Here is a 13,888-nt window from a genome sequence, read left to right as displayed (position 1 = left end):
GCGTCCCGCCCCGGCCACGCACGGCTCGGCTCCGGGCCGCATCCGGCCCGGAGCCCGCCGGCCTCGGTCAGCGGCGCCGCAGCAGGCGACGCCCCACGATCACCGCGGCACCGGCCGCGGCGACCGCCGGCGCGGCGCGCAGCAGCTTGCGCAGCGACATCAGCTTGGTGAGCTTGGCGACCTGCCCGGGCACCGCCATCGCGGCCCCGGCGGCCTTCTGGGAGGTGTCGCGCGCCTTGCCGGCCGCGCCGCCCGCCGCACCGGCGGCGGTCCCGGCCGCGTCCTGAGCGGCCCCGCCGGCCGCGCGGCCCTTCTGGGCGGTGCCGCCGGCGGTACGGGCGGCGCCCTCCTTGATCTGCTCACCGGCACCGGGCATCCGGGGGGTGTTGGGGGTTTCCACGTGTCTCGTTCCCTTCACATCGTGTCGTCGTCGGTCTACGGGGGTTCGTGGGGCTGCGGCTGCGTGGTCGGGTTCGGGGGGAGTCGGGGATGGGGTGGTGGACGGGGTCAGCGGCCCCGCAGGCGCGGCAGCACCTGCTCGGCGTAGAAGTCGAAGAAGCCCTCCTGCAAAGGCCCGATCTGGTTGACGTACACCTCGTCGAAGCCCGCGTCGACGAAGGCGCGCAGGGCGGCGGCGTGCTCGTCGGGGTCGTTCCCGCACGGGACGGCGCCCGCGACCGCCTCCTCGGTGACCAGCCCCGACACCTGCGCGAAGTGCCGCGGCTGGGGCAGCAGCTGCGCCGCCTCGCCCGGCACGAGCATGTTCGGCCACAGGCGGTGCGCGGTACGGCGCGCCTCCGCCGCGTCGGGCCCCCAGCACACCTTGGTGCCTCCCTGGGCGGGCTTGCCCTTGCCGCCCGCGTCCTGGAAGCGGCGCAGGAGATCGCCGTCGGGCATGGTGCAGATGAACCCGTCGGCGATGCGGCCCGCCACCCCGGCGGCCTTGTCCCCGAACGCCGACATGTGGATCGGCGGCGGCCGCTCGGGGAGGGTGCTCCTCGCAGCCCAGGAAATACCCGAAACGGGTCATCGCGGCCCCACTTCCCTCGGTCTCCCCGGCCACGCCCGGCGCACCCGGCGGCGTCCGGCCCAGCGGCCGGTGAGCCCATCGGCCCCGATTGCGGCTCTACCCTGCCGGTCCCGGGCAAACATCCCCCCGGCCGGCCCGCCCCGCGCCCGCCGCACTTGAAGCACCGCCCGCGCACACGGCACCCTGTGGGGTCCACCCGCCGCGACGGCAGCGAGAGGACACCATGGCGCCGCCCCGCTCCCCGCACCCGCCGCCGCACCGGCACCCCCGCCCCCGGCACGCGCGGGGCCCCGTGCTCGCCTTCACGATCGCCGCGGCCCTCACCACCGCCGTGATCACCCCCCTCGTCGGCCCCTCCGCGCCGCCGCCCGCCACCGACACCGCACCGCCCGCCCGGCTGCTGTCGCGGTACGAGACCGCCGCCGCCGGCAACCGCATCAACCGCGACTGCGGCTACTCCGCCCCGCTCCCCGGCCGCCCCGGACACACCCTCTGGCTGTTCTGCGACTCCCTGTGGTCGGGCACCCACCGCGGCCTGACCTTCGGCGCCACCGCCGCCACCGGCCCCTACCGCCCCGGCCGCGTCCCCACCGGACTCACCGAACTCCCCCCGCCGCCCGCCGCGCCACCCGACCGGCCCGGCGACCACCCGCCCCAGGGCATGCTCCGCACACCCCCCGGACTCCTGCTTCCACCCACGGCACCCGCCGCGCCCGGGCACCTCGGCGCGCCACCGGCCCCCGCCGCGCCCTGCCACATCCCCGGAACCGCCTACAGCGCCTCCTGGATCTCCGGCGCCGCCCAACGCCCCGGAACCCCCGCCCTCCTGCTCACCTACACCGACGTGTGCGTACGCGGGAACACCATCAGCACCCAGGGCTTCGGACTCGTCGAATACCGCCCCGCCACCAACGCCCTCGGCGCCCAGGCCCGCGTCTTCGCCGCCCCCGCCGGACTCCCCTTCCAGCACAACCTCGGCTCGCCCGTCTTCGCCGGCGGCCACCTCTACCTGTACGCCGCCGTCTGCGACCACCAGGTCCTCGGCACCTGCCAGGGCGGCCGCGTCACCCTCGCCCGCGTCCCCGCCGACCCCGCCGCCTGGACCGACCCCGCCGCCTACCGCTACCGCACCGCCCGCGGCTGGACCCGCGACGCCTTCCAGGCCCGCTCACTGCTGCCCGGCGCCGCCCCCACCGGCGTCCACGTCGCCGACTACACCGCCCTCGGCAAGGGGTACGCCCTCATCGAGCAGCACGGCGTCAACGGCGACTTCCGCGTCTGGCACGCCCCCGCGCCCACCGGCCCCTGGAGACCCGGCCGCCGCGGCGCCGCCCCCTGCGGCGGCCAGTCCGGCGTCGACCTGTGCCGCGCCTACATCGGCCACCCCGAGCTGTCCACCCCGCGGCACCTGCTGATGTCGCACTACAACCCCGCAGACGACCACATCAGCGTCACCGCCGTCCCCTGGTGACCCCGCACGGCCCTGCCCCTTCACTGCCTCCCTGGCAGGAATCGAACCTGCGGCTTCCGGCTTCGGAGACCGGCGCTCTGTCCGCTGAGCTACAGGGAGAAGGAGGTTCCGGGACCGCACGGGGCGAACCGGGCCCGCACGGCCCCGGAACCAGAAGCGCCGGTGGGAATCGAACCCACATCGAACGGTTTTGCAGACCGCCGCCTTGACCACTCAGCCACAGCGCCACAAACCACCATCAACGACCCTCGACGACACGGACCACCGGCGTCCACGAGGGCCGCCACACCCCGCCACGGCACGAAAAAACCGCCCCCGGCGACCCGGAAGCGGCGACCCGCGCCCTCGCGCGAACGGGACCCGATCACACCACCCGGGAACACCCGTCACGACACCGGACAAGGCCGCGCCCCACACGGCGACACCGGCCGCCTCGGCCGTACCGGCCCAGCCGCTCACCCATGCGCGCACCCCTTCCCGCTCGTCTTCCAGCCCGTCGCGACCCCGGGCGGCGAACCGCCCGGCCCACCACCGAGAATGCCCCGGCCCCGCACCCGCCGCAACGCATTTTCCCCCCTCCCCCGCCTTCCGTCCACCGGAAGCCCGCAGCCGGACCACACCACCACCTCCAGCACCGTGAACTCCGGGCCCCCGCACACCGGCCCCCACCCCGCCACGGCGCAAGGAGACACCCGCGATGACCCTGCTCGACCCCGCCCACTGGACCGGAAAGATCTTCAACGGCACCTGGGCCACCGGCTCGGCAGGCACCTACGACGTCATCGAACCCGCCACCGGCCACACCCTCACCACCCTCGGCCAGGCCACCCCCGCCGACGCCGCCCGAGCCGCCGCCACCGCCGCCCGCGCCCAGCGCGACTGGGCCGCCCGCCCCTACGACGAACGCGCCGCCGTCCTGCGCCGCGCCGCCGCCCTCTTCGAACACCACGCCGCCGACGTCCAGAACTGGATCGTCCGCGAATCCGGCTCCATCCCGCCCAAGGCCGAACTCGAAGCCCGCTTCGCCGCCGCCCTCTGCCACGAGGCCGCCGCCCTCACCTCCCACCCCCAGGGCCACGTCCTGCCCTCCGCCCAGCCCCGCTGGAGCCTCGCCCGCCGCCGCCCCGCCGGCGTCGTCGCCGTCATCGCCCCCTTCAACTTCCCCCTCATCCTGGCCATGCGCTCGGTCGCCCCCGCCCTCGCGCTCGGCAACGCCGTCCTACTCAAGCCCGACCCCCGCACCGCCGTGTGCGGCGGCGCCGTCATCGCCCGCGTCTTCCAGGAGGCCGGCCTGCCCGAAGGACTCCTGCACCTGCTGCCCGGCGGCGCCGACGTCGGCGAGGCCGTCATCACCGCCCCCGAGGTCCGCGTCGTCTCCTTCACCGGCTCCACCGCCGCCGGCCGCAGGATCGGCGAGACCTGCGGCCGCCTCCTCAAGCGCGCCCACCTCGAACTCGGCGGCAACAACGCCCTCATCGTCCTGCCCGGCGCCGACCTCGACAGGGCCGTCTCCGCCGCCGCCTGGGGATCCTTCCTCCACCAGGGCCAGATCTGCATGACCACCGGCCGCCACCTGGTCCACCACAGCGTCCACGACGCCTACGTCGACGCCCTCGCCGCCAAGGCCGACGCCCTGCCCGTCGGGGACCCCGCCACCGGACCCGCCGCGCTCGGCCCCATCATCGACCACCGGCAGCTCGCCCACATCGACGCCCTCGTCCGCGACACCGTCGCCGCCGGCGCCCGCCTCGCCGCCGGCGGCACCCACGACGGCCTCTTCTACCGCCCCACCGTCCTGGCCGGCGTCACCCCCGCCATGCCCGCCTACGCCCAGGAGGTCTTCGGGCCCGTCGCGCCCGTCGTCCCCTTCACCACCACCGAAGAGGCCGTCGCCCTGGCCGCCGACACCCCCTACGGCCTGTCCCTGGGCATCCTCGGCGACGTCGGCGAGGCCATGCGCATCGCCGACGCCGTCCCCACCGGCCTGCTCCACATCAACGACCAGACCGTCAACGACGAGCCCATCGTCCCGTTCGGCGGCCTCGGCGACTCCGGCAACGGCTCCCGCTTCGGCGGCCCCGACGCCAACATCGAGGCGTTCACCGAGACCCAGTGGCTCACCGTCCGCCCCGACATCGCCCCCCACCCCTTCTAGACGCCCGCCCGCCCGCGGCCCCGCGGCCCGGGACGGCCGGGACGGTCAGCGCATGGCCGCCGCCAGCAGGCGCTCGGCCTCGGCCAGCACCGTCTCGAACGTCTCCCGCGGGGCCGGCGAGCGCGCCAGCAGCATCCCCGCCTCGCACACCGCCCCGAACAGCATCTGCGCGCGGACCCGCGCCGCTCCCCCGCCGCCCCCGCCGCCCCCAGCGCCCCCAGCGCCCCCAGCGCCCTCTGTGTCTTCAGCGTCTTGTGCGTCTTGTGCGGCAACGGCGGCGATCCCCGCGCTCAGCACGCGCAGGACATGGTCGTACTCGATCGCCCGCACCGTGTCCCACCCCAGCACCGCCGGGCCGTCCAGCAGCACGATCCGGCGGAACGCCGGGTCCAGGCAGCGCTCCAGGAACGTCCGCACGCCCCGCCGCAGCGCCGCCCGCACGTCGGGCTCCTCCGCCGCGACCCGCTCCAGCTCGGCGGCGATCTCCTCCTGCTGCCGCACGAACACCGCCCGCAGCAGAGCGGCCTTGCTCTGGAAGTGGTGGTACGCGGCGCCCTTGGTCATGCCGGCCGCCGCGGCGACCGCGTCGATCGAGGTCGCGGCGTAGCCGTCGCGGCCGAACAGCTCCTGCGCGGCGGTGATCAGCCCGGCCGTCGTCGCGTCCGAGCGCTCGGCCTGGGTCCGGCGCGCCATGCGTCCCTCCTCTTGACGTACATACTCTGAGTATGTAACTTGCGGGAACCGTTACATACTCCAAGTACGGAAATGAGCCCGGCCCCATGACCGCACCGCTCATCGCAATCTACGGAGCCTACGGCCACACCGGCCGCCTGGTCGCCACCGAACTCCTCGCCCGCGACCACCACCTCCTCCTCACCGGCCGCGACCCCCACGCCCTCCGAACCCTCGCCACCGAACTCGACGCCCCCCACCGCGTCCAGACCCGCACCGCACCCCTCGACGACACCGCCGCACTCCACCAGATCGCCCGCGACGCCACCGTCATCGTCCACTGCGCCGGCCCCTTCTCCCGCACCGGCCGACCCATCGCCAACGCCGCCCTCGCCGGCCACTGCCACTACATCGACCACGCCGTCGAATCCCACCACGTCAAACACCTCTTCGACGCCTACCAGACCCCCGCTCGCGACGCCGGCATCACCATGATCCCCGGCCTCAGCTTCTACGGCGGCCTCGGCGACCTCCTCGCCTCCGCCGTCACCACCGGCCACACCGCACTCGACCGCGTCATCGTCGGCTACGCCGTCACCGGCTGGCGCCTCACCCCCGGCGCCAAGGACACCGCCGCACAACTCTTCGCCGAAACCGACCGCATCACCTACAGCGACGGCGCCCACCACATCGGCTACATCGAACCCACCAACACCGTCTTCCCCTTCCCCCCGCCCCTCGGCCCCCGCACCGTCATCGCCCCGTTCCCCTCCTGCGACATCGTCACCATCCCCCGCCACGTACCAGCCCGCAACGTCGACCTGCGACTCACCGCCGCCACCTTCGAAGAACCCGGCGTCTTCGACTCCGAGCACATCGACGCCGACGCCCGCGCCCGCACCGACTTCACCGTCGCCGTCCTCAGCACCGCCGAACCCGGCACCCCCGGCGCCCACGGCCACGCCACCGGCCACGACCTCTGGCGCGCCGGCGCCCTGGCCTCCGCCGAAGCCGCCGCACGCATCGCCACCGGCCACGGCCCCGCCAAGACCGGCGTCCTCAGCACCGCCGAAGCATTCCCCGCCCGCCCCTTCCTGCGCGATCTGGAACGCCTCGGCGCCTTCACCCTCACCCTCCCCGACGACACCCCGCCCCCCGAAAGGTGACCACGATGGAACCGATCCTCGTCACCGGCGCCGCGGGAGGCACCCAGGGCGCCACCGGCCGCCTCGTCACCGAACTCCTCCTGGAACGCGGCCTGCCCGTCCGCGCCCTCGTCCGCACCGACGACCACCGCGCCGCCCGCCTGCGCGACCTCGGCGCCGAGGTCGTCACCGCCGACCTCCGCGAGATCACCACCCTGCTCCCGGCCCTGCGCGGCGTGCGCCGCGCCTACCTCACCTACCCCGTCACCGAAGGGCTGCTGACCGCGACCGCCGCGTTCGCCGCCGCCGCACGGCAGGAAGGTCTCGAACGCGTCGTCGCCGTCTCCCAGCTCGCCGCCGACCCGCACGCCGGAACACCCCACATGCGCCGCCACTGGCTCGCCGAACAGGTCCTGACCTGGGCCGGCATCGGCGCCGTCCACCTGCGCGCTGCGGTGTTCTTCGAGAACCTCGACTTCCTCGTGGAATCCTCCGGGCGGCGCGAGCTGCCCGTACCGCTCGGCCCGCCCGGCACCGTCGTCCCGCTCATCGCCGCCGCCGACGTCGCCCGCGTCGGCGCCGGCCTGCTGACCGCCACCGGCCCCGACCCCGACCCCATCTGCCGGCTCACCGGCCAGATCCTCACCGTCGAGCAGATCGTCGAGTCCTACGCCGCCGCCGGCGACGCCCTCACCTACACCCGGCCCTCCCCGGACGAATGGCGCGACCGCGCCCTCCCGCTGTACGGCGACGCGGTCGCCGTCGAGCACCTGGACCACCTGTGGGCACTCTTCCGCGCCATCGGCTCGCACCACGAGCTGTACGAGGTGACTGCCGCTATCGAGGAGATTGGTGGCGGAAAGCCGCAGACACTCACGGAGTTTGTAACCTCCCGCCACCGGCCTTGACAAAGTAAGGTTCAGTCAGGGTTGGTGCAGAGCGAGGAACAGCGCGACCCACTGGTCGGGGTGGACGAAGGCGACGACCGCCTCCCGGTCCACCCCGGCCGCACGGAACGCCGCGTCCACCCTCCGCCGCGGGTACTCCCTCCGCAGCGAGGCGTACAGAGTCCCTCCCCTCCCCTGGAACCCCACCGCCACGCACCGCTCGTACGCGGGCATCGCCGCGGGCGGCAGCAGCGGGCGCTCCCGGCGCTCCAGCCGCAGCACCCCCGCGTCCACCCGCGGCACCGGCCGGAACCGCTCGCGCGGGATCGCGTGCGACAGCCGCCAGCCGAACGACGGCCACGTCCGCACCGTCAGCAGGCTCCAGCGCCCGTACCCGCCGGTGCGCTTGCGCGCGTACTCCAGCTGCGTGATCATCGTCGCCGACCGCAGCCCGGGCACCGCCATGCACCACTCCACGATCGCCGAGGTGGCGACGTAGGGGATGTTGCCCGCCACATGGAACGGGCCGGCCGGCGGCGCGGCGGCCAGGAAGTCGCCGGCCACGGCGCGCACGTTGGGCAGCCGGCCGCAGCGGGCGCGCAGCCGCCGCGCCAGCACCGGATCGATCTCGTAGGCGATCACCCGTTCCGCGCGGGCGGCCAGTTCCGCGGTGATCCGGCCGTCGCCCGCGCCGGGCTCGACGACGACGTCGCCGGCGCCCGGACCGGCGGTACGGACGAAACGGCGCAGCGCCGCCCGGTCGGCGAGGAGGTTCTGGGACAGCTCGCGGCGCCTGCGGGCGCGCGTACCCGCGGGCGCGGGCAGGGCTGATCGGTGCGTCGAACGCTGAGGCATGGAGTCGCCTGTCCTGGTACGAGGGTCATGGACGCTCGGAGGCCCTGGACAGGCAGGCGGAACCGCCCCTCACACCGAGGGCGGCTCAGGAAGGCGCGGAAGGCGCGCGGGTGACGCGGACGCCGCCGTTACGGCGGACACGAGAAGCAGAACGGAACGACGTGCGATGCGAGACGTGCGTTCAGGCGCCGGCGCGGCCTGGCCGATCCAGGACGGGGCGGCGGGCGCGCGGCCGCGCGGAGGCGGCGGCACGCGCGGCGGCCCAGGCGGCGCCGACGGTTATCGAAGCGCACATGCCGCCGACCCTAGCGACGCCGCCGCCGGCGCCACAAACGCTTTTCCGCTCCGCTCCCGGTGCGCGCGCGGGAGGGGGCAGGGCCGTGCCCTACGCTGGCCGCCATGGGCCGCGACCCGGAGTACCTGGCCTTCATGAGGCGCCGGCTGGCCGCCGCGGCGCCGCCCGGCCGCACGATCGCCGACGCCCGCCGCCGGCACGCCGCCGACCTGGCCCCGCTCCCCCGCCCCGGCGTCGCCGTGGTCGAGGACCTGACGCTGCGGGGCCCGGCCGGGCCCCTCCCGGCCCGGCTGTACCGGCCCGCGTCCGCCCGGCCCGTCCCCGGGCTGGTGTACTTCCACGGGGGCGGCTGGACGCTGGGCGACGTGGAGAGCTACGACCCGGTCGTGCGCGCGCTCGCGGCCGCCGCCGGCGAGGTGGCGTGGGTGTCGGTCGACTACCGCCGCCCGCCCGAGCACCCCTTCCCCGCCCCGCTGGACGACGCCGTCGCCGCCTACGAGCAGGTCACCGCGCGCGCCGCCGAGCTGGGACTGGACCCCGCACGGACCGGGGTGGCCGGTGACAGCGCGGGCGGGCAGCTGGCCGCGGCGGCCGCGCTGCGCCTGCGCGGGCGGCACGGCGGCGGGCCCGCGCTGCAGGTGCTGCTCTACCCGGCCGTCGACCTGCGGGCCGCACCGGCGGCGGCGCCCGACCCCGACGGGCTGGACTTCGGGCCCTCGGGGCTGGACCGGATCCTGCGCCTCTACCTCGCCGGCGCCGACCCGGCCCGCCCGGAGGTGTCGCCGCTGCTGGTGCCCGACCCGGCCGGGCTGGCCCCGGCGGTCGTCGCGACCGCCGAGTACGACCCGCTGCGCCCCCAGGCCGAGGCGTACGCCGCCCGGCTGCGCGCCGCGGGCGTCCCCGCGGCGCTCGTCACCGGCACCGGACTCGACCACGGCTTCCTGGGCTGGGGCTCCTACGCGCGCCGCGCCGCCGAGGCCGTCGCCGAGATCGGCGCCGCCGTGCGCGCCGCGCTGTGAGCGCCGCCGGTCACGCCGACGCGGGCAGGGCCTTCGCGTCACCGGTGTCCCCGCCGTCCCCGCCCACCGTCTCCCCCGCCATCGCGCCCCGCGCGCCGGTGCCCGCGCCGCGCTCGGCGTGGACGTGCGCGACGTAGCGCTCGACCTCGGCGACGGTGTCGGCGGCGTCCCAGCCCAGGACGGGGGCGATCAGGCCGGCGACGTGGCGGGCGGCGGCCAGGCCGCCGTCGCGCTCCTCCATCGCCACCCGCAGCCGCCGCGCCAGCACGTCCTCCAGATGCAGGGCGCCCTCGTGGGTGGCGGCGTAGAGGGCCTCGGCGCGCAGGTAGTCGGGGGCGCCGGGGACGGGCTCGCCCAGCGCCGGGTCCTGGGCGATGAGGGCCAGCACCTCGGGGATGCACGACCCGTACCGCCGCAGCAGGTGCTCCACCCGCGCCACGTGCAGGCCCGAGCCCTCGGCCAGGTGGCGGCGCTCGTTCCACAGCACCTCGAACCCGACCGCGCCCAGGATCGGCAGCCGCGCCGTCACCGAGGGCGGCACGGCCGCGTCCAGCCCGGCGGCGGCCGCGTCGACGGCGTCCTGCGCCATCACCCGGTAGGTGGTGAACTTGCCGCCGGTCACCACGACCAGGCCGGGGACGGGCTCGGCGACGGTGTGCTCGCGCGACAGCCGGGTGGTGTCGGCGGCCTCGCCCGACAGCAGCGGCCGCAGCCCCGCGTACACGCCCTCCACGTCGTCGCGGGTCAGCGGGATCCGCAGCAGCGCGTTGGCCTGGTCCAGCAGGTAGTCCACGTCGGCGGCGTCGGCGGACGGGCCGTCGGGGCCGTGCTCCCACGGGGTGTCGGTCGTCCCGATGATCCAGTGCCGGCCCCACGGGATCACGAACAGCACGCTCTTCTCGGTGCGGGAGATGATGCCGGTGTTGAGCACGATCCGGTCCCGCCGCACCAGCAGGTGCACGCCCTTGGACGCGCGGACGCTGAACGCGGTGCGGGTGCCGGCCATCCGTCCCGCGCCGTCGGTCCACACGCCGGTGGCGTTGACGACCCGGCGGGCGCGCACGGCGATCTCCACGCCGCTCTCGGCGTCCAGCACCGCCGCGCCGGTGACGCGCTCGCCCTCCCGCAGGAACCCGGTCACCTCGGTACGGGTCGCCACGGTCGCGCCGTAGTCGGCGGCGGTGCGGGCCACCATCATCGTGTAGCGGGCGTCGTCGACCTGCGCGTCGTAGTACTGCACGGCGCCGACCAGGGCGTCGCGGCGCAGCCCGGGCGCCTCGCGCAGCGCTGCGCCGCGGGACAGCTGCCGGTGCCGCGGCATGGCGCGCGCGCCGCCCATGGTGTCGTACAGGCTCACGCCCGCGCCGACGTAGGCGCGCTCCCACAGGCGGTGGCGCAGCGGGTACAGGAACGGGACGGGCCGTACCAGGTGCGGCGCCAGCCGGGTCAGCAGCAGCGCCCGCTCGCGCAGCGCCTCGCGGACCAGGCCGAAGTCGCGCTGCTCCAGGTAGCGCAGGCCGCCGTGGACGAGCTTGCTGGAGCGGCTGGAGGTGCCCGCGGCCCAGTCGCGGGCCTCGACGAGCGCGACCGACAGGCCGCGCGAGGTGGCGTCCAGGGCGGCGCCGGCGCCGACGATCCCGCCGCCGACGACCAGGACGTCGAACTCGGTGCCGGCCAGCCGCGCCAGGGCGTCCTGGCGGTACTGCGGGCCGAGGGATACGGATTTCACGGCGTGCTCCTCACGCGGACGGTGGACGGGTGGAGGGGGGCGGGGCCGGTCGCCGGTCGTCCTGCCCCGCCCCCCGCTCTGCGGCGATGGCCGCCGGGTGGCCATCGGGTGACCGTCGGGGGACGGTCAGGACACGTCGACCCAGTCGAGGGTGCGGCCGACGGCCTTCTTCCAGCCGGTGTAGCCGCGCTCGCGCTGCCCGGCGTCCCAGCCGGGCGTCCAGCGGCGGTCCTCGTTCCAGTTGCCGGCCAGCTCGGCGGTCGACTTCCAGAACCCGGTGGCCAGGCCCGCGGCGTAGGCGGCGCCGAGCGCGGTGGTCTCGGCGACGACGGGCCGCGACACCGGGACGCCGAGCACGTCGGCCTGGATCTGCATGCACAGCTCGTTGGCGGTGACGCCGCCGTCGACCTTCAGCACGTCCAGGGCGACGCCGGAGTCCTCGCGCATCGCCTCGACGACGTCGCGGGTCTGGTAGCAGATGGCCTCCAGCGTCGCGCGGGCCAGGTGGGCGTTGGTGTTGTACCGCGAGAGGCCGACGATGGCGCCGCGGGCGTCGCTGCGCCAGTACGGGGCGAACAGCCCGGAGAACGCCGGGACGAAGTAGACGCCGCCGTTGTCGTCCACCTGCCGGGCCAGCGACTCGCTCTGCGACGCGCCGGAGATGATCCCGAGCTGGTCGCGCAGCCACTGCACGGCCGACCCGGTCACCGCGATCGAGCCTTCCAGGGCGTAGACGGGGGCGTCGTCGCCGAGCTGGTAGCAGACGGTGGTCAGCAGCCCGCTGGAGGAGCGCACGAGTTCGGTGCCGGTGTTGAGCAGGAGGAAGTTGCCGGTGCCGTAGGTGTTCTTGGCCTGGCCGGGCGCGAAGCAGACCTGGCCGACGGTGGCGGCCTGCTGGTCGCCCAGCGCGGCCGTCAGCGCGACCTCGCCGCCCAGCGGGCCGCCGGGGCGGGTCAGCCCGTACGGGTCGGGCGCCGACGAGGGCCGGATGTCGGGCAGCATCGAGCGGGGGATGCCGAAGAACGACAGGAGCTCCTCGTCCCAGTCGAGGGTCTCCAGGTCCATCAGCATCGTCCGGCTGGCGTTGGTGACGTCGGTGACGTGCACGCCGCCGTCGGTTCCGCCGGTGAGGTTCCATAGCAGCCAGCTGTCGGTGGTGCCGAAGACCGCGTGGCCGGAGTCGGCGGCCTCTCGGACGCCGTCGACGTTCTCCAGGATCCACTGGATCTTGCCGCCGGAGAAGTACGTGGCCGGCGGCAGGCCGGCCTTGCGGCGGATGACGTCGCCGCGGCCGTCGCGGTCGAGGGCTGCGGCGATCCGGTCGGTGCGGGTGTCCTGCCACACGATGGCGTTGTAGTACGGGCGGCCGGTGCGGCGGTCCCACACCACGGCGGTCTCGCGCTGGTTGGTGATGCCCAGCGCGGCCAGGTCCGCGTGCGTCAGGTTCGCCTTGGTCAGCGCGGTCTCGATGACCGCGCGGGTGCGTTCCCAGATCTCGGTGGGGTTGTGCTCGACCCAGCCGGCCTGCGGCAGGATCTGCTCGTGCTCCAGCTGGTGGCGGGCGATCTCGTTGCCGCCGTGATCGAAGATCATGAAGCGGGTGCTGGTGGTGCCCTGGTCGACCGCGCCGACGAAGTCGCTCATGGGGTGTCCTCCTGGTGGGGCCTGATGGAACGGGACGGGACGGGCGCGGGTCAGGCGGCCTCGGCGGGGACGCGGGCCGGGACCTGCGCGGCGGCCGCCTCCGGCTTGGGCGGCAGGAACCGCCCGATCAGGCCCTTGTAGAGGCCGGCTCCCAGGACGCCGCCGATCAGCGGGCCGACGATCGGCACCCAGAAGTACAGCTGGCCGTACTGGTCGCGCCACGCGCCGCCGTACCCGGTGAAGAACGAGGCCAGCCGCGGCCCGAAGTCGCGGGCGGGGTTGATGGCGTAGCCGGCGTCGGTGCCCCACGCCATCCCGATCGCCACCACGATCAGGCCGATCACGAACGGCGCCAGGTTGGCGGCGGGGCCGTCGTTGCGGGCGTCGGTGACCGCCAGCACCAGGAACAGCAGGATCGCGGTGCCGATGATCTGGTCGCGGAACGCGCCCCACGTCCCGACCGGCAGCTCGCCGTTGCCCGGCAGCGTGGAGAACACGCCCTGGGTCTTGATGGTGTGGTCGGGGTCGGCCTTGGCCAGCACCTCGGAGTAGTTCCACCGCACGATCAGCGCGGCCAGGAAGGCGCCGAGGGTCTGCGCCAGCATGTACGGCGCGACCCGCCGCCATTCGAAGTCCCTGAACACCGCCAGCGCGAACGTGACGGCCGGGTTGAGGTGGGCGCCGCTGGCCCGCGCCGCCACGTAGACCCCGAGGGTGACGCCCAGGCCCCAGGCCCAGGCGATGGAGTCGTGGTCGCCGATGCCGGCGGCGGCGACCTGCGCGACGACGCCGACGCCGAACAGGATGAGGATCATCGTGCCGGCGAACTCGGCGGCCAGCGCGCCGAGCATGCCCGCCGGGGCGGGGGCGGCCTCGGGCTCGACGCCGCTGGGGGGCGCGCCGCGCCCGGCCGGTTCGGTTCTCGCGGTCCGCGCCCTGGTCTCGTCCGCCATGACCGTGCCTCCCTTGGCAGGGTGGGTGGGGGG

At 75.4% G+C, this 13,888-nt stretch carries 12 protein-coding genes and 2 tRNA genes; 5 read left to right on the top strand and 9 right to left on the bottom strand.

The genetic code is table 11. The annotated features are described in order from the left end of the window. Positions 1 to 67 precede the first annotated feature (67 nt). Together ACA361_RS42070 and ACA361_RS42065 are read right to left on the bottom strand one after the other, a co-directional pair. The gene (locus ACA361_RS42070; RefSeq protein ID WP_375020762.1) at positions 68 to 400 is read right to left on the bottom strand and encodes a hypothetical protein; all 333 of its coding nucleotides are present in this window, start codon (positions 398 to 400) and stop codon (positions 68 to 70) included. A 107-nt stretch (positions 401 to 507) separates the two neighbouring features. Beyond that, positions 508 to 1,014 (bottom strand): LLM class flavin-dependent oxidoreductase, encoded by a 507-nt coding sequence (locus ACA361_RS42065; RefSeq protein WP_375020764.1) that lies wholly within the window; start codon positions 1,012 to 1,014, stop codon positions 508 to 510. A 239-nt stretch (positions 1,015 to 1,253) separates the two neighbouring features. Between ACA361_RS42065 and ACA361_RS42060 the strand changes: the two genes are divergently transcribed. Continuing rightward, entirely contained in the window at positions 1,254 to 2,501 is a 1,248-nt protein-coding gene (locus ACA361_RS42060; RefSeq protein ID WP_375020761.1) for a hypothetical protein, read from the top strand. A gap of 26 nt (positions 2,502 to 2,527) precedes the next feature. On the opposite strand, the gene ACA361_RS42055 is transcribed toward ACA361_RS42060, so the two are convergent. Together ACA361_RS42055 and ACA361_RS42050 are read right to left on the bottom strand one after the other, a co-directional pair. After that, a tRNA-Arg gene (locus ACA361_RS42055) sits at positions 2,528 to 2,600 on the bottom strand. Between the two features lie 55 nt (positions 2,601 to 2,655). Next, a tRNA-Cys gene (locus ACA361_RS42050) sits at positions 2,656 to 2,728 on the bottom strand. A 470-nt stretch (positions 2,729 to 3,198) separates the two neighbouring features. Between ACA361_RS42050 and ACA361_RS42045 the strand changes: the two genes are divergently transcribed. Then, positions 3,199 to 4,656: a benzaldehyde dehydrogenase gene (locus ACA361_RS42045; protein ID WP_375020760.1), complete on the top strand. Its 1,458-nt coding sequence runs from the start codon at positions 3,199 to 3,201 to the stop codon at positions 4,654 to 4,656. A gap of 45 nt (positions 4,657 to 4,701) precedes the next feature. Here the strand turns inward: ACA361_RS42045 and ACA361_RS42040 are convergent, their stop codons facing one another. After that, entirely contained in the window at positions 4,702 to 5,349 is a 648-nt protein-coding gene (locus ACA361_RS42040; protein ID WP_375020759.1) for a TetR/AcrR family transcriptional regulator, read from the bottom strand. Between the two features lie 86 nt (positions 5,350 to 5,435). On the opposite strand from ACA361_RS42040, the gene ACA361_RS42035 reads away from it, so the two are divergent. After that, a complete protein-coding gene (locus tag ACA361_RS42035) occupies positions 5,436 to 6,494 on the top strand; it encodes a saccharopine dehydrogenase NADP-binding domain-containing protein (RefSeq protein WP_375020758.1) in 1,059 nt (352 codons plus the stop codon). Positions 6,495 to 6,499: 5 nt separating this feature from the next. Continuing rightward, positions 6,500 to 7,381 (top strand): NAD(P)H-binding protein, encoded by an 882-nt coding sequence (locus tag ACA361_RS42030; RefSeq protein WP_375020757.1) that lies wholly within the window; start codon positions 6,500 to 6,502, stop codon positions 7,379 to 7,381. A 15-nt stretch (positions 7,382 to 7,396) separates the two neighbouring features. On the opposite strand, the gene erm is transcribed toward ACA361_RS42030, so the two are convergent. Next, the gene (erm, locus tag ACA361_RS42025; protein WP_375020756.1) at positions 7,397 to 8,215 is read right to left on the bottom strand and encodes an ErmE/ErmH/ErmO/ErmR family 23S rRNA (adenine(2058)-N(6))-methyltransferase; all 819 of its coding nucleotides are present in this window, start codon (positions 8,213 to 8,215) and stop codon (positions 7,397 to 7,399) included. Between the two features lie 399 nt (positions 8,216 to 8,614). On the opposite strand from erm, the gene ACA361_RS42020 reads away from it, so the two are divergent. Beyond that, positions 8,615 to 9,529 carry an alpha/beta hydrolase gene (locus ACA361_RS42020; protein ID WP_375020755.1) on the top strand — a complete coding sequence of 305 codons (915 nt, stop codon included), beginning with the start codon at positions 8,615 to 8,617 and terminating at the stop codon, positions 9,527 to 9,529. Positions 9,530 to 9,539: 10 nt separating this feature from the next. Here ACA361_RS42020 and ACA361_RS42015 read toward each other — a convergent pair whose 3' ends face one another. From ACA361_RS42015 to ACA361_RS42005, 3 genes are all read right to left on the bottom strand, one after another. Then, positions 9,540 to 11,258 carry a glycerol-3-phosphate dehydrogenase/oxidase gene (locus ACA361_RS42015; RefSeq protein ID WP_375020754.1) on the bottom strand — a complete coding sequence of 573 codons (1,719 nt, stop codon included), beginning with the start codon at positions 11,256 to 11,258 and terminating at the stop codon, positions 9,540 to 9,542. 126 nt (positions 11,259 to 11,384) lie between these two features. Next, the gene (gene glpK, locus ACA361_RS42010; protein WP_375020753.1) at positions 11,385 to 12,902 is read right to left on the bottom strand and encodes a glycerol kinase GlpK; all 1,518 of its coding nucleotides are present in this window, start codon (positions 12,900 to 12,902) and stop codon (positions 11,385 to 11,387) included. A 50-nt stretch (positions 12,903 to 12,952) separates the two neighbouring features. Next, positions 12,953 to 13,753 carry an MIP/aquaporin family protein gene (locus ACA361_RS42005; protein ID WP_375020763.1) on the bottom strand — a complete coding sequence of 267 codons (801 nt, stop codon included), beginning with the start codon at positions 13,751 to 13,753 and terminating at the stop codon, positions 12,953 to 12,955. Positions 13,754 to 13,888 lie beyond the last annotated feature (135 nt).

The organism is Actinomadura sp. 21ATH, assembly GCF_041951345.1.
In the GTDB taxonomy this organism is placed as follows: Bacteria; Actinomycetota; Actinomycetes; order Streptosporangiales; family Streptosporangiaceae; genus Spirillospora.
The sequence above is the reverse complement of the archived record's forward strand: the minus strand, read 5'-3'. Positions and strand labels throughout refer to the sequence as shown.

Excerpts from the sequence above, each read along its gene's own strand:
- ACA361_RS42060 (WP_375020761.1), top strand. The coding sequence starts at position 1,254 with ATGGCGCCGCCCCGCTCCCCGCACCCGCCGCCGCACCGGCACCCCCGC.
- ACA361_RS42045 (WP_375020760.1), top strand. The coding sequence starts at position 3,199 with ATGACCCTGCTCGACCCCGCCCACTGGACCGGAAAGATCTTCAACGGC.
- ACA361_RS42040 (WP_375020759.1), bottom strand. The coding sequence starts at position 5,349 with ATGGCGCGCCGGACCCAGGCCGAGCGCTCGGACGCGACGACGGCCGGG.
- ACA361_RS42035 (WP_375020758.1), top strand. The coding sequence starts at position 5,436 with ATGACCGCACCGCTCATCGCAATCTACGGAGCCTACGGCCACACCGGC.
- ACA361_RS42030 (WP_375020757.1), top strand. The coding sequence starts at position 6,500 with ATGGAACCGATCCTCGTCACCGGCGCCGCGGGAGGCACCCAGGGCGCC.
- erm (WP_375020756.1), bottom strand. The coding sequence starts at position 8,215 with ATGCCTCAGCGTTCGACGCACCGATCAGCCCTGCCCGCGCCCGCGGGT.
- ACA361_RS42020 (WP_375020755.1), top strand. The coding sequence starts at position 8,615 with ATGGGCCGCGACCCGGAGTACCTGGCCTTCATGAGGCGCCGGCTGGCC.
- glpK (WP_375020753.1), bottom strand. The coding sequence starts at position 12,902 with ATGAGCGACTTCGTCGGCGCGGTCGACCAGGGCACCACCAGCACCCGC.
- ACA361_RS42005 (WP_375020763.1), bottom strand. The coding sequence starts at position 13,753 with ATGCTCGGCGCGCTGGCCGCCGAGTTCGCCGGCACGATGATCCTCATC.